The sequence below is a fragment of the Kushneria phosphatilytica genome (assembly GCF_008247605.1).
In the GTDB taxonomy this organism is placed as follows: domain Bacteria; phylum Pseudomonadota; class Gammaproteobacteria; order Pseudomonadales; family Halomonadaceae; genus Kushneria; species Kushneria phosphatilytica.
The window spans coordinates 1,719,298-1,738,961 of sequence record NZ_CP043420.1 but is presented as its reverse complement, the minus strand read 5'-3'; the positions used below and the strand labels follow the sequence as shown (position 1 = coordinate 1,738,961).

Sequence of the window (19,664 nt, the reverse complement as noted above, 5' to 3'; positions counted from 1 at the left end):
AAAGGTTTGTCAGGGCGCGGTTTCAGCAGCCAGCGCATCCATCGCCTCATTGGCAAGGCGATCCGCTCTTTCATTCTCCTGATGCCCACTATGCCCCTTTACCCAGTGCCATTCGATGTCATGTCTTTCGGTCTGGTCCCATAGTGCTTGCCATAATTCAGCATTCTTGACCGGTTTGCGGGCAGCTGTCTTCCAGCCGTTTTTTCTCCAGCCATGAATCCAGCGCGTGATTCCATTGCGCAGGTATTCCGAATCGGTCCATATGGCAACATGGCATGGACGTTTGAGGGCTTCGAGCGATCGAATGGCAGCAGTCAGTTCCATGCGGTTATTGGTGGTATGAGCTTCATGGCCACTCAGAAGACGTTCATGATCACCGAAGCGCAGTACAGCTCCCCAGCCACCTATGCCGGGATTACCGCGACAGCCTCCATCGGTATGAATGACGACTTCGGTGGTCTTGTCCTTGCTCACGAATGCTCCTGTTCGCCAGAGATGATAGGTCGTTTGGTACGAGCGATGCGGGAATTGGGAGGCCTTTCATCATTACAGGGCTGACGGGCTGCCGGCACACCCCGGGTTAATGAGGCCCCAGTGACCAGAAGACGCGATGCAAAACGTGGTCTGATCGGAGTGACTCGATGCAGCCGACGTTTTGCCCGAATCACGAAGCTTTGCCCCATCGGGAGGTTCCAGCGTCTTCCCAGGGCTTCCATTCTGTCATGGCATCGAGAGGAAGAGGGCAGTATAAAACCGCAATAATCCATTCGCTCGATTTCGAAGTCGACAAATGTCAGCCAATCACGCAACCGTGAAGCGCTGCGCCATATGCCTCCCATCGGCCAAAGCCCGCGATACCGTGCCAGCCAGTGATGAAAGCCCGCAGCGCCATAGGGATGCCAGCCGACGATCAACAGTCGTCCATGATGATCCGTGACACGTGCTGCCTCGCGAAGCAGGTAATGCGGTTCGGCAACCAGTTCCAGCAGATGATGAATCAATACCAGCTCCATACTCTCATCAGGAAGCGGTATTGAAGCTGGATCGCAGACAATCGTAGAGGCATGACGAACATCTTCGTAACGTGGTGCCCATGACATGACATGCCCCACTGCTGAAAGATCAAGCAGAGAGCTCCCGGTAGTCAGCTCCAGTCCATGTCGCCCGGAAAGAGTATCCAGTACCGGGCCCAGACAGGCACGCTCGGCGCGTAACAGGGCTCGCCCCGGTGAGGAGTCCAGATGTTGTCTGGCAGCTTTCAGCCGCTCTTCCAGTCGCACATCGCCACACTGCTGATTTGACATATTGAATTCATCCCAGCAAGGTTGTCGCACCTTGCGTCGAGGCCCGTCCCAGAGCCGCTGAACCGGTTTTTCCGGTTTGCTCGGGGATATGGTCGCAACGTCGCATCAAATTTATCGAAACCTGCAAGCGACGCCCGAGGATGCCATGTTGACCGTCAAGCCGTTACCTGCATTCAAGGATAATTATATCTGGGTGCTTCAGCAGGATAATACCCCCGGTATCGTGGTGGTCGATCCCGGTGATGCGGAGCCGGTGATTGAGCGAGTAGAGCAGCAGGGCCTGACTGTTGATACGATTCTCATCACTCATCATCATCACGATCACACCGGCGGTCTCGCCAAGCTGGTGGAGCGCTATTCACCTCGCGTCATTGGCCCGAACAACTCACGTATCGAAGGGATTACCGAACCCGTGGGTGAAGGCGATACCTTCCGCCTGCTCGGCCGCCAATTCGAAGTCATGGAAACGCCGGGTCATACGCTGGATCATATTACCTTTCTGACACCGGGTACGCCTCCATTGCTGTTTTGTGGCGACACCCTCTTCTGTGGAGGTTGCGGGCGTCTGTTTGAAGGAACGCCTGAAGATATGTTCAAGGCGCTTTCGCGTTTTTCAGAGCTTGGTGATGACACACTGGTTTTCGGGGCACATGAGTACACTCTGGCGAATCTGAAGTTCGCCATGGCAGCAGAGCCTGATAACGACACCCGCGACGCCCTGTTTGAAGAGTGTCAAAAGGCGCGCTCAATGGACCGCCCTACTCTGCCGAGCAATATCGGTCGTGAGAAGGCCATCAATCCCTTTTTGAGAGTGGCTGAACCCGGTGTCCGACAGGCTGCACAGGCACAGGGAGACGCTCACGATAATCTTGCGACCTTCGCTACTCTGCGCGCCTGGAAGGATAACTTCTGATTCGATCATGACAATCTGTATTGTCGTGGGTGTTAACCGCACACCAGAGAAGTGCTCCATAGGTTTGTATGCCGCCCGAAAGGGGCGCTTTGAATATTTGCCCAGGCCTGTTTCTTTGACAAGAGTCAGGGTGGCTGCGATAGCGCATGTAGCCGCCGTCACAGATTCTATGCCCCTTGAAGGACGACGATTCCATGCCGTCTGTTAACAGCTCCCGGTCTCGAAAATGGATGGCCGGTCTTGTGCTATTGACCAGCTCTGGCCTTGTATTTACCGGTCAGGCTCTAGGTTCAATGAAGGGTATCGCCACACCTGAGAAACCACAGGATCGCATGGGCTTTTATAACGCCCTTGACCTGGATTTCCAGGCGGGCGATTCACTTTGGGGGCAGATGCGACGCGGCTTTGCTCTCTCGCATGATACCTCTGATCCCCGTGTTCGAAAGTGGTTGAAGTGGTATCAGGCACATCCCACTTTTCTGTCCGAGGCCAATACCAATGCAAAACACTGGATTGCCTGGGTGACACATCGGGTAGAAGCTCGAAATATGCCAGCTGAGCTCGCTTTACTCCCTTTTATTGAGAGTGCCTATAATCCTCTCGCTCGTAATCCGGCTGGCTCAGCCGGCATGTGGCAATTCATGCCAAAAACCGGAGTTGCCATGGGGCTGGCGCGCACTCATGGCTATGATGGCCGCATGAATGTCATTACTGCTACGGACGCAGCGTTGAGTTATCTGGAGCAGCAGGCTCAGCGATGGTATGACGGTGACTGGAAGCTGGCACTTGCTGCTTATAATGCAGGCCCTGGGACTGTCAATAAGGCAATCCGCAAGGCCAGACGTCATGATAGGCCCACGGATTACTGGCATCTCGATCTGCCCACCGAAACCATGAACTACGTGCCGCAACTGATGGCACTATCTGCCATTGTTGCTGACCCTGATCGATATGGAATAACCCTGCCCGATGTACCAGATCAACCTGCCTTTGCTCAGGTGACTACTCATGGTCAGATTAATCTTTCACAGGCAGCGCGCCTGGCAGGTATTTCCGAACAATATCTTAGAACACTCAACCCGGCCTATAGCCAACAACTGACGCGGCCCAGTAACAATACGCCGCTACTTGTACCGGCAGACCGGGCTAACACCTTCAGCAAGCGGCTGGCACAGCTGACACCTTCTCAGCGGCTCGGCTGGCATGAATATCGTGTCAGTTCAGGGGACACGCTTTCAGCGATTGCCGCTCGATATGGGAGCAGCGTGCACCAGCTCAAACGACATAACCAGATAAACGGTACAAGGCTGCAAATTGGTCAAACGCTACTGGTGCCGGGAACAGCCTCCGATAAGGATAAACAAAAACCAGCACGAATAATCCGAGTGCGTGAGGGGGAAAGTCTATGGTCCATTGCCCGCCGTCATGATGTAAGGGTCGATAAGCTGGCAAGCTGGAATGATCTCGGATCAGATGCAACTCTGAGACCGGGCCAGAAGCTGACTCTTTACTAAGTCCTGTCTGATAGGCGTCAAGTGATTTTCAGACAGGACCTGAAAAGCCAGTCATCGCCCACGAGCTTTCATGATGAGGCCTTGTCTTCGTCTTCCAAAAGAAACGAACGGGTGCTGACGGTCAGCTCTGCCAGCACCCATGAGGCAAGGATCATTCTGATTGAATGGCACGCGGTTGCAAAGAGAAATGATCGGCATCGCGCCAGGCCGGGAATCGTTCCCGATAGCTTTGGAGACCTTCAAGGCCGATGGTACCGGTGCGTACAAAAGGCACGCTCTGCGGTTCATCAATCAGAGCCTCACCGGTGTAATCCAGTAACATGGAATCGCCGCTATAATGCTGGCCGCTGGCATCTTCACCGGTGCGATTTACGCCAATGACATATGCCTGGTTTTCGATTGCCCGCGCCTGTAACAGTGTGCGCCAGGCATTCCTGCGGGCCGAAGGCCAATTGGCTACACATAATAGCGCATCGTATTCATTATCGATGTTTCGCTGCCAGACAGGAAAACGCAGGTCATAGCAGATACTGAGGAAAATCCTGAACCCTGCAATTTCGATGACACGCCGCTCCTGCCCCATACCGTAACGCTGATGCTCGCCTGCCATCCGGAACAGGTGCCATTTGTCATACCAGTCCAGCGTTCCATCCGGGCATGCCCAGATCAGTCGATTGAAGCACTCCCCATGATCGAGAATAGCAACGCTGCCCGTGACAACAGCCCCACTACGCTCGGCGAGATTACGCATCCACTGGATGGCGTCATTCTCTTCCATGCTGGTAGCCAGATCCGGCATATGTGCAGCGAAACCGGTGGCAAACATTTCCGGTAGAACAATCAGATCGGTGGTGTGCACATCGCGAAGCCACTCATCCAGCATGGTGCAATTGGCTTTAATGCTATCCCCGCGTGGATCCGACTGCACCAGTGTTATTCTCATTTCGCTCATGGCCAGCTCCTTATCACACACTCTTGACTGACAAACGGCCCTTCTGCCATGGCGTCGTCACTATTCGTCATCATGATAGAGCATCTACCCTACCGATGACATGATGTCATCCTGTCCTCGGCATCACGGCCTGCCTACAAGTGTCCGCGCACATTATCTTTTACAGTCCTGGCATGATCATCTCTCGTCACTGTTCAGATAAAAAAACGGTGGATCAGGTCCGTATGCACAAAGCGGCCAGGCAGAATGTAGTCTTGTGTTATACGCTATCTGGTAGACGCATCAGGGAGGATACAACATGGACATGAGTCAACTGGCCGTATTGGTCATCATCGCGCTGGGTGCCCTTGCCTATACGGGGCTCAGGCGAATCCTTCGCGGGCGCTCGATGGATTCAACTATTGATACGGAAGGGAAAAGTTGAACCTATTACCATAATGATGTGCAAACGCTGCCAGCATGAAAATGGTAAAGAATCCAGATTGGAGGATGACTGTATCCTGCTTAGCCGGGCGGGGCATAGACCTGTCCAATGTACCAGGCGCCCAGTGCCGCGATAACCAGCAACGCAGCGCCCAGAAGGCAAAAGGTTATTGCCCATGGGCGTTGTTTTTTTCGCTTTACGGCTCCAATCACTATAAGCACCATGGCAAGCGATATGGTCAGCGGCGAGAATGTAGCAAACCAAAGCACTATATTTTGAAAATCTGACATCTCATGTCCACTCTGTCCGTACCATAAACAACTGACGTCACCCTACAAGAGCCAAATTCCGGCATTTCTGACAATACTGTTGTATGATATAGGATAACATTCTCAACGAACTATCAAAACCCATTCACTTTCCTTGCAGGCACATATTTTTTGATTTTAAACCTTTGGTCTTGAGCAGCTAATATTCTATAAAATTCAAAGTGAAAAATTCACACAATCCCTTTTGAAGATTTTTATACAAGATCAACTTTTCATTCATCGGATGATCCCTGTATTAACTTAATCTCCATTAAACCATATTTAATCTTTTATTTTTTACTCAGGCTCATCTGATTCCATTTCGGGTTATCAAATTAAGATAACCGAATGTATGGTAATCAATCCATGCGATTGATTAAGACAGGGTTGCGTGTTGGGTACTTTTTAAGTACCGTTTACGACAACTTGAGCTCAACGCCCCAACCTCTCAGGCTGGGGCGTTTTTCATTGTTGTATGGCAAAAGCCGAAAACCTGCCCGGCAAGGAGGGACAAATGATAAGACTGGAACGAAATATTGTCGATCTGGCAAAAGGTTATCTTCAGAGGCTGGAAGATTATATTACTGCCAGTGACGGCGAACAGGATCTTTCTGAAGCAAAAACAGCGCTTTCAAAAATTTCCACGTTGGTTGAATTAACAAAGCAAAACGATACCGGCATGTCGGATGAATGTGCCGGGATCCTTGAAGAAATTGAAAGGCGCGCCTCTGCTGTCGCTACCAGACTACCTGATACCTCAGGGCATTGATTGAAGCCGGGGGTGCCTGTTTTTATTCAGGCACCTGCTGGTATCAGGCTCTTCAGGCATCTGTTTTTCTTATTGCGCTATATAGATCGATTCATTACTTGAATTCGACAGTACAAGGCAAATAAAAAGCCACCTGCCGTTATTACGGCAGGTGGCTTTTTATTTGTCTGGCTTGGTCGGGGCGACTGGATTCGAACCAGCGACCTCAACAACCCCATTGTTGCGCGCTACCAAGCTGCGCTACGCCCCGTTAACCCTGTGCACGGACCACTGCCCGAGAACGAGGCGTATCGTACAACAAGGTCGTATGGAATGAAAGGGTTATGAAAAATTTTCCCTACCCGGAAGCTGATGCAGTCTGTGCCAACGCATCAGTCACACGCTCGACGACCAGACGATTGGAGAGAAATACTCCAATATCAATATAACGAACGTTACCCAATACGCGTGGTTGTTCAACCGGGGTATGCCCTACGATCACCGCATCGATATGTTGTACCGGCGTCGTATCTCCACTCTGAATGCGATTACGTGACCAGACCAGCGCTTGTCGATCGCAACTCTCTATATGGTTCCAGTCTTCGGGCGGCTCGGCATGCACAATACCGATTCTTCGGCCATCGGGAAGCGGCACTTCCATGGCCCAGGGCATTTGCATCATGCATTCGGCCAGAGTCGTACGCAGTGCTACCCGATCGTACTCTTTTGACCATGCGCCGCCGTTATGCAGCCACATCCCCCATTCATTTTCGAAAAGAGCACGTTTGGCCATAAGCTCATGATTGCCACGCACGGCAAAGAACCATGGTTCGCGAACCAGTTCCAGACACTGGACTGATTGCGGTCCGCGATCAATCAGATCGCCTACACAAAACAGGCGATCACAAGAGCGATCAAATTCGAGGCGCTCCAGCGAAGTCATCAGTACATCGTAGTAACCATGAATATCTCCCACGACGTAATCATGGCCGACATCGTTCGGCGCGAATCGCTCAATCATCGGTTTAACCCCCTCCCCTGCAGCTCTCTTCTCTGACGCGGCGCCTGAATTGAATACACGTCCACGACCTGGCAAAAAACCGCACAAGTATGACGTCGGCCCAGAGTACCGACGAAAACCGGCAACAGGGTAGACCGCTGGAAAAGGTATTGGAATAGCCAGGCCAGGTAACAGCAAAAGACAGGGAGTATATGACGGCGTCACCTCCCCCTGTCTTTCAGAGTGTAAACACAGCGCTCGTAGAGTGCCGCGCTGTATTGCTTGCTACCAGCTGATGGCACTACTCAATTGATCAGGTGTCGGTACTTTTCTTGCAAAGGCCTGCCCATTACTGGAAGTCGGATCGTAAGGATTGGCGGAAGCAATATAAGCAGCCAGAATGCGATCATCCTTGCGTGCCATGATTGGAGGAAGCGGTTGAGACTGACTTTTCAATTGATCCCATTGTGCCTGGGTATAGACAGCCAGTGCGACCAGAGGCTGAGGTGTTCCATCGGATGCGTAATCCTTGTAATAGAACATTGCCACATTCTCGGCTGATAATGTTTGCCCCATCCACTCGGCACTATCCCGCTCGATGACATCATTCTGCCATTGTTGCGGATAGGTCAGTGTATACCCTTCGGACGTATTGCGGTATTGCTGGTGCTGTGGCGCGGTGATGGCAGCGGTAGGCTCATTATTCTGTTCGGTCTGAGTGCTGCTTCCGGCACAACCGCTCAGAGCGATCATGGAGCCAGCAGCAAGTATCAGTCCGCATTTCAAAGACATACCTGACATGATTCCTCCTCCCGGAGACTGAAATGATATTTTCAGTCTAACCCTAGTCAATCATGAGCAGCTCTGCCTGCACTACCTCGACTTACCTTATTCCAGAATGATTATTCCGAAATTTCAGGCCATTCATTTACCCCAATCAAAGTCGCCAGGTTGCGGCGTTGGTCCCAACCCGACTGTTCCAGCATTGGCTTTTCATAGAAGGCATTGACATATCCCATACAGAGAATGGCAATGGGCTCTGCTGTAGCCGGCATGGCAAGCCGTTCGGCCAGGGCGTCGGGATCAAAAAGGGAAACCCATCCCATACCGATGCCTTCGGCCCGCGCAGCCAGCCACAGGTTCTGAATGGCGCAACTGGCAGATGCCAGATCCATGCGTGGCATGGTGCGTCGACCGAATACATACTGCTGACGGTCATCAGTCAGTGCAACTACCCAGAGTTCCGAACATTCGCGTATCCCTTCGACCTTGAGTCGCAGGAATTCTCCCGAGCGCTCTCCAAGCGCCAGGGCTGTGCGCTGCCGTTCCTTTTCGACCAGCATGGCCAGATCCGCACGTAATCCGGCATCGGTAATCCGGATGAAGCGCCAGGGCTGCATGTAGCCCACACTGGGGGCATCGTGAGCTGCTTCCAGCAAGCGCTGCATTGCATCGGAAGGGATAGCATCCGGTCGAAAGTGACGCATATCACGACGCTCTTTCATGACCCGATAGATGGCAGCACGATCCGCTTCGCTATATCGATGAGAATCACTCATGGGCACGCTCCAGGGCACACAATAGACGGCGGCAAGCTACTCTATCTTCCTCGCGCAAGAGGCCAAAACGCAGGCAGGCATGATGTTTATCCAACGGCCATAATCGAACCAGTATGCCTGCTTGCTGCAAGGTTTCCTGATACTGAAGTGCCGATCTACGTGTCATTGTCAGTGTAACGAATAACGCCGTTCGTGCAGTCGCCAATACTTCCCCCGGCTTGACGGCCTGAAGCAGTAGAGATTGATAGGCCTTGCTCCAGCTTATGAGCCGTTGGCGCATATTCCCCTGCCAGACAGTATCGCTCAGAGCGTGGTTGCCGAGTCGTTGTGCCAGTGATCCGATTGCCCATGGCCCTTGTCTGACCTTTAATGGCGCCAGTACTTCATTACGTCCCAGTACTGCACCAAGACGCAATCCGGGCAAACCGAAAAATTTGCCGAATGAGCGCAGTACAATGGCATTGTCCGGGAGCTGATGAATCAGTGAAAACTCTGGCTCAGTGTCGATGAATGCCTCATCGACGATCAGTACTACCCCTGTGGATGCCAGCCTTACAGCAAAATTCTGCAGGCACTCGGGAGAATAGCGATGTCCGGTCGGGTTATTGGGATTGATAACAACGACCGCTCGAAGCGCGCTGTCCTGTAATAATGTTTCAAGAACCGACTCCAGCTTATCAGCCGGGTATCCAAGGCATGTATGTCCGCGACGATGCCAGCACCAGGCATGCTCGCGATAACCGATGACGGGCACTGCCACCCGCCCTGTTGGAAAACAGTCCGGAAGTTGTTCAATGGCCCACTGCGAACCAGGAACCATCATTAAATTGAAGGTGAGGCTCTCGTTACCCTGATGTTTGCCCAGATAATAATGATGGGCAGCTGTCTCCAGGGCCTTTGCTTCATTCGGGAGAGTGCTCAGGGTCTCGAGATCATCAACTACCCAGGGATAGTGCCAGGGGTTGATACCGGTTGAGAGATCAAGCCAGTCATGGTGCTGTTCGGCTTTGTCAGGTGCAACACCACCATGAGCTGGTGGTTCTTCATCGAACGTTAGCAACGTAATGCGGGAAGCCTCCGGCATAAGTCAGCTTATAAGCTCCAGACATAACAGCACCGTGCACCACACGATGACTGCGCGATTGACAAGTTGACAGGCCAGTTCCAGTGTCTGCACATTTGGTGAATCACCAGTGCCCAGGACCGGACGTTGCTGCCATTTCCCATGGTAGCGACCCGGCCCACCCAACTGCACATCAAGTGCTCCGGCACCTGCTGCCATTACCGGCCCGGCATTGGGGCTTTTCCATTGACTACCCTGCTTACGCCAGCAATGCAGTGCCTGCTTGATGCGCGTCGGTTTCAGAGCGCAAAGCGCATAACTCAGGGCGCATAAACGGGCAGGTATATAGTTCATGATGTCATCAGCACGAGCTGCGGTGCGGCCAAATTCATTATAACGTTCGCTGCGATAGCCCCACATGGCATCCAGAGTGTTGACGATACGATATCCTACGACACCCGGGATTCCTGCAACGGCAAACCAGAAAATCGCAGCGAAGATGGCATCACAACCGTTTTCCAGAACGGATTCCGTCGCTGCCAATGCAACACCACTATCATCCAGAGCGGTTGTGTCCCGACTCACCATCATCGCCAGCTGTTTTCTGGCGCTGGATCGATCCCGGGCATGCAGTGGGGTGATCACTCGACGAGCATGGAGCAGGAGGCTTTGCCAGCCCAATGTCAAATAAAGCACTATTGCCTGAATCAGAACTGTTAGCCATTCACTCTCAGAAGGCAACAGCATTACCAGAACACCAGCCAGTATCATGCCGGGAACAAGGACAGCCAGCCAGGCCACTGCTCCTCTGAAAAGAGCTGTATGCGAGTTTGTATCTGTTGGATAAAGGCAATTTTCAATGTAACCAATAAATTTGCCCAGTCCGATCAGGGGATGCCATTTTTCAGGCTCTCCTAATAATCTATCCAAGATTAAAGCGATTGTGATTTGAATTATCATTTATAATGAACTAGATAACGGTATAAATTTCTATTTAGACGATGTCAGGTAGCTTCATGGGGGCCTGCGGCACCCCCAGAAAAAGCAGCTGCACCAATGGTGCCTCATCAGGTACAAGATCAACACGCAAGCGCACCACACTGGCATGGGCGATCTCGAGTCGATGCAGGTACATGGCGTGTTGCATGTCCATTTTCAGCGCCTGCGCAAGCCAGGTCTTGATGACACCGCCATGGGTAATGATCAACTGATAACTTTCCGGTGCAGTCAGACAGCGTTGCCAGGCGCGTTCAACCCTGCTGTTGAAAGTCGCCAGGGGCTCGCCACCCGGAGGTGTAGCCCTGGCCGGGTCCTGCCAGAAGGCCGTCAACGCCTCAGGCTCCATTCTGGCCAATTCCCCGAGCGCCCTGCCCTCCCAATCACCAAAATGAATCTCCATCAGATCGGAATCGATACAGCACTCAATTGCCCACTGTTCTGCCAGTTCGGTTGCGACGGTATGGCAGCGCTTCAAAGGAGAGCACACCAACCTTTCCGGTCGAGGCAAATGCACCGCACTGGCTCGCATGGCGCTCCTGCCTGCACAAGTCAGCTCGACATCCATCTGTCCGCGCAACCCTTGCGGTCCCTCGCATTCACCGTGGCGCATACAATCAATGATCAGGGAGCGATACTCATCAGAGGTCTCAGAGCCATGAGCCGTCATGCGTCAGTTTCTCCCTTGAGACACTGAGGTAAACCGGCTACCACCCACCAGACCCTGTCAGCCCGAGTAGCCAGGGCCTGATGCAGGCGACCGGTTTCATCAATGAAGCGTCGGGATAGAGCCTCGATCGGAGTAATTCCCTGTCCGACTTCGTTACTGACCAACAAAACACGCCCTGCGATGGGTGAGTCCAGCAGTGCCAGTAACTCATTATACTCGCTCGCCCAGGTGCTGCCTGTTTCCTCGGCCAATAATGCATTGGTCACCCAGAGTGTCAGACAGTCCACCAGCATCAGCTGATCCGGTTGATCAATGCACGCCAGGGTTCTAGCCAATCCCAGCGGGGTCTCCTGCAGTTGCCAGTGAGTCGGGCGCTGTGCACGATGGCTTTCAATGCGTGCCTGCATTTCTGCATCAAGTGGCTGAGCGGTAGCTATATAGGTCACCGGCCCCGCGTGATCCATCGCGAGTTTTTCGGCAAAGGCGCTCTTGCCACTGCGAGCGCCCCCCAGAATCAGTTCCAGCATGAAATAATCTCAGCCATGGCCCAACCAGGCCGTCGATATTGCCAATACCAGCAATTCACCAAACTGTTGGGCAGCGCCCAGAGTGTCACCGGTATAGCCCCCCAGCCGTTTCATCAGCCAGAATCGCATTAGCCAGCCAAGTACTCCCAGAGCGAGCAATGTTGCTATTGCCAGCCCGGGCGGCAGGCAAAATCCGGTCATGAGTAATACCGTTAATAGAATGATCCAGCGGTCGGTATTGGATTGCCCCCCGGTCAGGGACTCGATGCGGCTGTTATCCTGTGGATCCTGTCGACGATACGACATGCTTCCCATCAGGCTGGTAGCTAATGCTCGACTTAAACATTGACTGATAATTAACAAGATAACGGTATAATTCGTACTACTGAGTAACCCAAACCGCATCAGCAATATCAACCCCAGGCCCACTACACCATAGCTGCCAACCCGACTGTCTTTCATGATCGTCAAGCGTTGCTCAACGCTCCAGCCACCGCCAAGACCATCCAGTGTATCCGCCAGGCCATCCTCATGAAGAGCGCCGGTCACCAGCACCATCAGAACCATGGCGATCACTACCGCAACAGGCTGACTCCAGAGCTGTAGCGCCAGAGTGTAACCCACTGCGGCTATCAGGCCGATCAGCACACCAATCAAAGGGAACCATCGCTGACAGGCACTCAGACTCTCCCGGTCGAGCGGTGTCGCCGCCGGCACTGGCAGACGAGTCATGAAGGCCAGTGCTGTCATCAGCAACCAGCCCTGTCGACGCCAGCCATGATATTGGCATGTTGACATCACACCACCACACCAGCCTGTTCGAAGCTGGCCATTTCGTTATAAAACGCCAAAGCCGAACGTAGCAAAGGTAACGCCAGCGCCGCGCCGGAACCCTCCCCCATGCGCAGGTTCAGCGATAGCAGCGGCTCGGCACTCAAATGATTCAGTAGCGCGGCATGCCCTTTTTCTCCCGAACAATGTGCAAAGATCAGATAATCCCGGGCTGCCGGTTCGATATGGCAGGCCGCCAGCGCCGCCACCGTGGTAATAAAGCCATCCACCAGTACGCCCATTCTTCGTTCGGCGGCGGCCAGTACGGCCCCGGTCATGCCAACGATTTCAAAACCACCCAGTGCAGCCAGCATGCGCACAGGGTTACCAAAAGTCTCAACATGTCGCTTCAGAGCCTGAGTCACAATCTCCTGCTTGCGCAGGAAGGCCTTATCATCGATCCCGCTGCCGCGGCCAATGCACTCATCAGATGATAACCCGGTCAACGCTGCCATCAGCGCAGAGGCAGAGGTGGTATTGCCAATCCCCATCTCACCCAGACCAATCAGATTAACACCTGCCTTGCAAAGCTCGCCGATCAGTTGCCGGGCGTTGGCAAACCCCCTGGCCACCGTCGCTTCAGACATCGCTGCCGTGAGATGGATCGGTTCAGTGCCAGCACCGAGACGATGATCGAGCAGCATTGGATGCGCCGGCAGCGGTTCGAGTATGCCGCAGTCCACGATGCGCAATGCCATATCCGACTGCCCACAGAAAGCATTGATGGAAGCCCCGCCATCAAGAAAATTGCGTACCATCTGGCCTGTTACGGCGCTACTGGCTATCGACACACCTTCATTTGTCACACCATGGTCACCGGCGAAAACCAGCATCGTTGGCTGTTGTAGCTGCGGGCTTTCGCTACCGTATAAACGCGCCAGTTGCAGAGCCAGTGATTCCAGTTGCCCCAGAGCACCGGGCGGTTTGGTACGCGAGTCGATCCGGGCCCGGATGTCATCGTCCCGGTCACCGGCAAGTCGGGCGATCGAAAAATGTGGCAGTACGAAGGTATCGGTCATGAATCGCAGGGCATCCTCTTGAGCGGAAAATCATCATGCCCGGGGGGCAGGCAGCCGGACAATATCATGCCATGAAACGTATTATTCGGGCTTGTTGACGCCGTTTGACTCCCCCAGGGTTCGATTCTACGATGGCCTGATCCGTCAGGGTGCCCCGTAACGCGCTTGTATGGGGATAATCGGGAAAGTGATGCAATTTCACTGCTGTCCCCGCAACGGTGATCGAGTCGGAAACAGGGCATCGGTTTCGATGCAGTCACTGAACTTACGAGTTCGGGAAGACTTGTTTCAACATGGTCTCTGGCCATCGCTCGTCAGCCCGGAGACCGGCCCTGACTGCATGCCAGGCGATTTCGCCGATTCACACAGCGAGCCGCCTTCTCCGAATGGTCCCGAAGAACGCATCAGGCGACTTCCTGACCGATTCGGCAACGTACGGGTCGATACGCAGGGCATTATTCATGTTTCCATTTACCGCCGTCGTGGGTCACGACCGGCTCAAGCTGGCTCTCATCCTCGCAACACTGGATGTACGCCTGGGTGGCGTGCTGATCAGTGGGCCACGAGGTACCGCCAAGTCGACACTGGCTCGCGGACTGGCTGCATTACTTCCGGAAGATGACGCTCGACTGGTCACCCTGCCGCTGGGTGCCAGTGAAGAGCAACTGATCGGCACGCTGGATCTTGAGCAGGCGCTGGGCGATGGCAAACTCGCCTTTCGCCCCGGACTGCTACATCGTGCTCACCGCGGCGTGCTCTATATTGATGAAGTCAACCTGCTCCCTGATACGCTGGTCGATCAGCTGCTGGATGTCGCTGCCAGCGGTATCAATCGAATCGAACGCGACGGTATCAGTCATGAGCACCCAGCGGACTTTCTGCTGATTGGCACCATGAATCCCGAAGAAGGTGAACTACGCCCTCAGCTGACTGATCGCTTCGGGCTTTTTGTTGCCCAGGATGATACCCCCGACACCGAACAACGCATGACCATCGTCGAGCGACGTCTTGCCCATGATCGCAACCCCAGCGCCTTTTATGCCGAATGGCAGACACAACAGCGGGCCCTGCGCGCCCGACTTGCCAAGGCGCGTCACCAATTACCGGAAGTGCAACTGCCTCGGTCACTGGCCCGAGTGATTGCAGAACGCTGCATGCAGGCGGGTGTCGAGGGCGTACGTGCCGATCTCTGCTGGCAGCGCGCAGCGCTGGCTCATGCCGCCTGGCAACAGCGCAGCATAGTCGAACAATCGGATATCGACGCCGTTCAGGCACTGGTGCTCGATCATCGTCAAACACATGCGCCCGCGCCATCGACTTCCGGTCCGCCCGAGGAGGGCTCGTCATCGAACTCAACGAGTGAGACGCAGCGTCAGCGGCCACCAGTCGAGCGTCCCGATCTGGGCAAACCTCAAGGCAGGGACAGCGAAACTCTCGATGAAGGAAGGCCAGGAGAACATCAGGCCCGCGAGCAGGCACAGAGCAAGGATACGACCACTGCCGGAGATCACGGGAAACTCGACGCCCCCGTCACAGCCCCTTACGCTGCCAGGATTGAAATACGTCTGCCTTGCGAACTTCGACGGCAGGAAAGATATCGCGTATCCAGACAACGCCCAGCGGATCGTAGTAGAACGCACGCCGGTTCCGTGATGGCGCGACATGGCATCGATTCGCCGGGTGCGGCTTCCACCAAAGCGCGTATTCATTGGCCACGCACATTAATGAGTGCTGCTCGTCACCACCGTTCGCCGTCACAGAGTCTCCATTACCATCCACCACGCACCTCCTCGAGCACGCTTGAGTGTCTGATGGTCGACACGTCTGCTTCCGGGCTCGACGCTCATGGCGGCACGCCGATACTCACGGTACTGAAAACATTACTTGAACGCGCTTATCAGGCCCGTCATGAAATCATGATACTGACATTCGGCGGCCATGGTTGCCACTGGCTGTGCGGGCCGCAGCGGGCACCGCATCATCTGCAACGCTTACTATCACGACTGCACTTCGGTGGTGGCACGCCCTTGTGTGAAGCCCTGATGACGGCGCAACAACGGCTCGCACAAGTGGTCCGACACTCGCCCGGTCGCCGACTCCAGAGCTGGCTGATCACGGACGGCCGTTCGAGCGATACTCTCGAACCACTTGTCTGGCCGGGACAGCTCAGCGTAGTGGATACCGAACGCGAACGAACACCTCTGGGACGCTGTCTTCGGATCGCCACAACCCTTGGGGCGGAATACATCAACGCGACGACGCTGCCAGCTGGCGCCTCCATTACCCAAGCTCCGGAGTCTCGTCCATGAGTCAGCAGCAAAGTGATGCCGAACGCCACGAGCGACGCATGACGCGCAAAAAACAGGTCGTCGATGAACGCATCGCTGCCGCCAGCGAGGAGCGCGGCGTACTGATCCTGATGAAGGGCAACGGCAAGGGCAAGAGCAGCTCCGGGTTCGGCACCATGACCCGGGCCCTGGGACATGGCATGCGCTGTGCTGTCATCCAGTTCATCAAGGGCCGTCGCGAAACCGGCGAATACCGCTTTTTCCGAGAGCATGAACGTGTCGACTTTCACGTCATGGGACATGGTTTCAGTTGGGAGACGCGTGATCTCGAGCAGGATCGCGCCGCTGCCAAACAGGCCTGGCAGCTGGCCGAACAGCTGCTGAAAGATGAAAGTTACAACTTCCTGCTCTTCGACGAGCTCTCGTACATGATCAAGTACGGCCATCTCGAGGCAGAGCGCGTCGCCCATGCCATCGCCGAACGACCGCATCATCAGAACGTCATCGTGACCGGACGCACCATGGCCCGCGAACTGCAGGTGATCGCCGATACCATCAGCGTCATCAATGATGAGCGCCACGCCTTTCGCCTCGGTGTCAAGGCGCAGGCCGGCATCGAATACTGACCCCGGGCGGAAACGGAGAACGGCATGACGACTGAGAATACTGCAACACGCCACTGCCCGGCCCTGCTGGTGGGCGCCATGGCCTCCGGCCAGGGCAAGACTACGGTTACCGCGGCGCTGGCACGCCATCATCGTCGTCAGGGTCGCAAGGTCGCAGTTTTCAAGACCGGCCCGGACTATCTGGATCCGCAAATTCTGGCAATGGCCGCCGGCTCCCCGGTAGAGCCGCTCGATCTCTGGATGGCCGGCGAAGCCTGGTGTCGCCAGCAACTGCATCAGGCGGCCGGCTGGGCCGATCTGATTCTGATCGAAGGCGCCATGGGGCTGTTCGACGGCACGCCGTCCAGTGGCGATCTTGCCGCTCGCTTCGATATCCCGGTCGCCTGTGTCCTTAACGCCCGCGGCATGGCGCAAACCGCGGCTGCCATTGCGCTGGGTCTGGCACGCTATCGTGACGATATCCGCTTCCATGGCCTGGTCACCAACGCCGTGGGCAGCGAGCGCCATCGCCAGCTGATTGCCGACAGCCTGCCTGCAGATATTGCGCTGCTCGCCACCCTGCCACGCCGTGACGAGCTGGCCCTGCCGTCGCGCCACCTCGGCCTGATCCAGACCGGCGAAAGCACTGAACGCGATGCCGAACTGGACCGTCAGCTTGATACTGCCGCGGCCACTCTGGCGGAGAGCCCATTGGCCGAACTGCCACCAGCAGTAGCCTTTACGCCCGGCAAAACGGATATTCCCGAACGAACTCTTGCCGGGTGTCGCATCGCCATTGCCCGGGATGCCGCTTTCACCTTCCACTACGCGGCCAACCTGCGTTTGCTGGAAGCGATGGGGGCCAAGCTGTGCTTCTTCTCGCCGCTGACCGATTCGACACTACCGAACGGAACCGATGCCATCTGGCTGCCCGGCGGATATCCGGAACTACATGCTGCTGAACTGGCCGCCAATCACGCCATGATCACCTCACTGCATGCCGCCTGGCAGCGAGGAACGCCCATGCTCGCGGAATGTGGCGGTATGCTCTATCTCCAGGAGCAGCTGACCGATCTCGATGGCGTCACGCATACCATGGCCGGACTACTCCCGGGCCGGGGTGAAATGCGTACCAAACGGGGTTGCCAGGGCATGCAAAGCGCACCGCTACCGGAGGGCACACTGCGGGGCCATGCCCATCACCATGCCCGCAGCCACGATACGCTGCCCCCCATCGCGTACGGTATCCGCTCGAGTCATCCGGCCCCCGGAGAGGCGATCTATCGCCATGGTGCGCTGACCGCCAGCTTTCTACACCTGTTCTTTCCATCAAATCCCACAGCGCTGGCGCAACTGCTGATGCCCGTACATGACAACGCTGGCAATATTCCGACCGGGAAAGTCAGTGATACAACCCTATGATCCTGGTACTTGGCATGGGCTGTCGACGTGACGCCACCTTCGAGGTGCTCCAGTCACTGGCGCTGAACACATTCGCTTATTACAACCTGGCACCTGAGCGGGTTGCAGCGTTGGCGACGATGAGGGAAAAGTGTCAGGAACCTGGCCTGACTCAGCTGGCGCGGCATTATCACTGGCCGCTGCTGGGATTCAACCGTGAGCAACTTGATGCTCAGCGGGCAGGCATCACTCAATCAAGCACGGCTGCCGAGCGGTACATGCAGGTTGCCAGTGTGGCCGAAGCAGCAGCACTGGCCGGCTGCCAGCAGCTGATCAATGGCACCGTCGCGCGGTTGCTGGGGGCGCGCCATCAAAACCACCAGGCCACGGCGGCATTGGCCGGCAACATTACATAGCATTACGAGGATAGGTTCATGCCACAGCTTGATAAAATCCCTGCCACGGTCGTGACCGGCTTTCTTGGCAGCGGCAAGACTACCCTGCTGACCCACCTGTTGCGCCATGCCGGCAACAAGCGGATTGCCGTGATCGTCAATGAATTCGGTGAACTGGATGTTGATGCCGAACTGGTGCGTGGCTGTCGTCTGGGAGGTTGTGAAGAAAATCAGGCTCAAACAAAAGATAACGGTATATTTGAGCTTGCCAATGGGTGTATCTGCTGTACCGTCGAAGAAGAATTTCTCCCGGTGATGCAGCAACTGGTCGAACGGCGTGATGAGATTGATCACATTCTGATCGAGACTTCCGGCCTGGCACTGCCCAAGCCACTGGTACAGGCATTCAACTGGCCGGATATCAAACGGTTCTGCACCGTCGACAGTGTGATCACGGTAGTCGACGGCCCGGCGCTGGCCGAAGGTCGGGTAGCCCATGACCCCTCAAGTATCGAAACCCAGCGGCTGGCCGACAGCAGCCTCGATCACGATCCCACCCTGCAGGAGCTGCTGGATGATCAGCTCGCCTCGGCGGATCTGGTGGTCATTGCCAAGAGCGACCAGCTTGATGAATCAGGCCTGCAGTGCGTCGAAACCTGGTTGCATGGGCAACTGCCTGAGCGAGTCAAGACGCTTCGTGCGACCAACGGCGAAGTCGATCCCACTGTACTACTGGGCATGGGCGCCGAATCGGAAGCCAGAATCGAGTCGCTGAAGACGCATCACGACCATCACCATGAGCAGGATGAGGAGCACCATCATGCGCATGATGATTTCGACAACTGTGTGCTCCATCTCGGCGCTGTCGACACACCCCGACTACTGGAAGCCCTGAAGGGACAGATCGCCAGCCAGACCATCTACCGCATCAAGGGTTTTGCCGACGTCGGCAAGCCGATGCGTCAGATCGTGCATGGCGTCGGCAACCGCCTTTCCCACCACTTCGATCGGCTCTGGCGCGAGGATGACATTCGCCGCACCCGTCTGGTGGTGATCGGCAAGCAGCTTGATGTCAACGCGCTGGAGCAGGCGGTGGCCACTGCCGCACTCGACGATACCGTCGTACAGCACGAGCGGCAGGCCTGAG

Annotated in this window: 20 protein-coding genes, 1 tRNA gene and 1 riboswitch; of the genes, 8 read left to right on the top strand and 13 right to left on the bottom strand. The window is 55.3% G+C overall.

What is annotated here, in order from left to right; all coding sequences use genetic code 11:
* Positions 1–9: 9 nt before the first annotated feature.
* Positions 10–474 (bottom strand): ribonuclease HI, encoded by a 465-nt coding sequence (rnhA, locus tag FY550_RS07920; protein WP_070977427.1) that lies wholly within the window; start codon positions 472–474, stop codon positions 10–12.
* Entirely contained in the window at positions 471–1,304 is an 834-nt protein-coding gene (locus FY550_RS07915) for a class I SAM-dependent methyltransferase (protein WP_070977426.1), read from the bottom strand. The genes rnhA and FY550_RS07915 overlap by 4 nt, the downstream gene beginning before the upstream one ends.
* 145 nt (positions 1,305–1,449) lie before the next feature.
* On the opposite strand from FY550_RS07915, the gene gloB reads away from it, so the two are divergent.
* Together gloB and FY550_RS07905 are read left to right on the top strand one after the other, a co-directional pair.
* Positions 1,450–2,217, top strand: a complete 768-nt coding sequence (gene gloB / locus FY550_RS07910) for a hydroxyacylglutathione hydrolase (protein ID WP_070977883.1) — start codon at positions 1,450–1,452, stop codon at positions 2,215–2,217.
* A gap of 230 nt (positions 2,218–2,447) precedes the next feature.
* Positions 2,448–3,731 (top strand): LysM peptidoglycan-binding domain-containing protein, encoded by a 1,284-nt coding sequence (locus FY550_RS07905; protein ID WP_070977425.1) that lies wholly within the window; start codon positions 2,448–2,450, stop codon positions 3,729–3,731.
* A gap of 151 nt (positions 3,732–3,882) precedes the next feature.
* Here FY550_RS07905 and FY550_RS07900 read toward each other — a convergent pair whose 3' ends face one another.
* Positions 3,883–4,683, bottom strand: a complete 801-nt coding sequence (locus FY550_RS07900) for an amidohydrolase (RefSeq protein ID WP_070977424.1) — start codon at positions 4,681–4,683, stop codon at positions 3,883–3,885.
* Positions 4,684–5,929: 1,246 nt separating this feature from the next.
* Here FY550_RS07900 and FY550_RS07895 point away from each other — a divergent pair.
* Positions 5,930–6,184, top strand: coding sequence for a hypothetical protein (locus FY550_RS07895; protein WP_070977422.1), 255 nt, complete (start codon positions 5,930–5,932; stop codon positions 6,182–6,184).
* A 173-nt stretch (positions 6,185–6,357) separates the two neighbouring features.
* Here FY550_RS07895 and FY550_RS07890 read toward each other — a convergent pair.
* From FY550_RS07890 to cobT, 10 genes are all read right to left on the bottom strand, one after another.
* Positions 6,358–6,434: transfer RNA gene (locus tag FY550_RS07890), tRNA-Pro, on the bottom strand.
* Between the two features lie 87 nt (positions 6,435–6,521).
* A complete protein-coding gene (locus FY550_RS07885; protein ID WP_070977421.1) occupies positions 6,522–7,184 on the bottom strand; it encodes a metallophosphoesterase in 663 nt (220 codons plus the stop codon).
* Between the two features lie 264 nt (positions 7,185–7,448).
* The gene (locus FY550_RS07880) at positions 7,449–7,964 is read right to left on the bottom strand and encodes a hypothetical protein (RefSeq protein ID WP_070977420.1); all 516 of its coding nucleotides are present in this window, start codon (positions 7,962–7,964) and stop codon (positions 7,449–7,451) included.
* A 101-nt stretch (positions 7,965–8,065) separates the two neighbouring features.
* Complete coding sequence (gene bluB / locus FY550_RS07875) at positions 8,066–8,722, bottom strand: 5,6-dimethylbenzimidazole synthase (RefSeq protein WP_070977419.1); 657 nt, start codon at positions 8,720–8,722, stop codon at positions 8,066–8,068.
* The gene (locus FY550_RS07870) at positions 8,715–9,806 is read right to left on the bottom strand and encodes an aminotransferase class I/II-fold pyridoxal phosphate-dependent enzyme (protein WP_149054460.1); all 1,092 of its coding nucleotides are present in this window, start codon (positions 9,804–9,806) and stop codon (positions 8,715–8,717) included. Before FY550_RS07870 ends, bluB begins: the two co-directional genes overlap by 8 nt.
* A 3-nt stretch (positions 9,807–9,809) precedes the next feature.
* Entirely contained in the window at positions 9,810–10,745 is a 936-nt protein-coding gene (cbiB, locus tag FY550_RS07865; protein WP_149054459.1) for an adenosylcobinamide-phosphate synthase CbiB, read from the bottom strand.
* Positions 10,746–10,779: 34 nt separating this feature from the next.
* Complete coding sequence (locus tag FY550_RS07860; protein WP_267902461.1) at positions 10,780–11,394, bottom strand: histidine phosphatase family protein; 615 nt, start codon at positions 11,392–11,394, stop codon at positions 10,780–10,782.
* A gap of 53 nt (positions 11,395–11,447) precedes the next feature.
* Positions 11,448–11,978 (bottom strand): bifunctional adenosylcobinamide kinase/adenosylcobinamide-phosphate guanylyltransferase, encoded by a 531-nt coding sequence (gene cobU / locus FY550_RS07855; protein ID WP_070977415.1) that lies wholly within the window; start codon positions 11,976–11,978, stop codon positions 11,448–11,450.
* A 9-nt stretch (positions 11,979–11,987) separates the two neighbouring features.
* Positions 11,988–12,776 carry an adenosylcobinamide-GDP ribazoletransferase gene (cobS, locus tag FY550_RS07850; protein WP_070977414.1) on the bottom strand — a complete coding sequence of 263 codons (789 nt, stop codon included), beginning with the start codon at positions 12,774–12,776 and terminating at the stop codon, positions 11,988–11,990.
* Entirely contained in the window at positions 12,776–13,828 is a 1,053-nt protein-coding gene (gene cobT, locus FY550_RS07845) for a nicotinate-nucleotide--dimethylbenzimidazole phosphoribosyltransferase (RefSeq protein ID WP_070977413.1), read from the bottom strand. Before cobT ends, cobS begins: the two co-directional genes overlap by 1 nt.
* Positions 13,829–13,958: 130 nt before the next feature.
* Positions 13,959–14,177, top strand: a riboswitch (cobalamin riboswitch).
* A gap of 112 nt (positions 14,178–14,289) precedes the next feature.
* Between cobT and FY550_RS07840 the strand changes: the two genes are divergently transcribed.
* From FY550_RS07840 to cobW, 5 genes are read left to right on the top strand one after another with little or no spacing between them, the layout of a single operon-like run.
* Positions 14,290–16,137 (top strand): AAA family ATPase, encoded by a 1,848-nt coding sequence (locus FY550_RS07840; RefSeq protein ID WP_070977412.1) that lies wholly within the window; start codon positions 14,290–14,292, stop codon positions 16,135–16,137.
* Complete coding sequence (cobO, locus tag FY550_RS07835) at positions 16,134–16,742, top strand: cob(I)yrinic acid a,c-diamide adenosyltransferase (protein WP_070977411.1); 609 nt, start codon at positions 16,134–16,136, stop codon at positions 16,740–16,742. The genes FY550_RS07840 and cobO overlap by 4 nt, the downstream gene beginning before the upstream one ends.
* Positions 16,743–16,766: 24 nt before the next feature.
* The gene (locus tag FY550_RS07830; protein ID WP_070977410.1) at positions 16,767–18,143 is read left to right on the top strand and encodes a cobyrinate a,c-diamide synthase; all 1,377 of its coding nucleotides are present in this window, start codon (positions 16,767–16,769) and stop codon (positions 18,141–18,143) included.
* The gene (locus FY550_RS07825; RefSeq protein ID WP_070977409.1) at positions 18,140–18,538 is read left to right on the top strand and encodes a cobalamin biosynthesis protein; all 399 of its coding nucleotides are present in this window, start codon (positions 18,140–18,142) and stop codon (positions 18,536–18,538) included. The genes FY550_RS07830 and FY550_RS07825 overlap by 4 nt, the downstream gene beginning before the upstream one ends.
* A gap of 18 nt (positions 18,539–18,556) precedes the next feature.
* Complete coding sequence (gene cobW / locus FY550_RS07820; RefSeq protein ID WP_070977408.1) at positions 18,557–19,663, top strand: cobalamin biosynthesis protein CobW; 1,107 nt, start codon at positions 18,557–18,559, stop codon at positions 19,661–19,663.
* Position 19,664 lies beyond the last annotated feature (1 nt).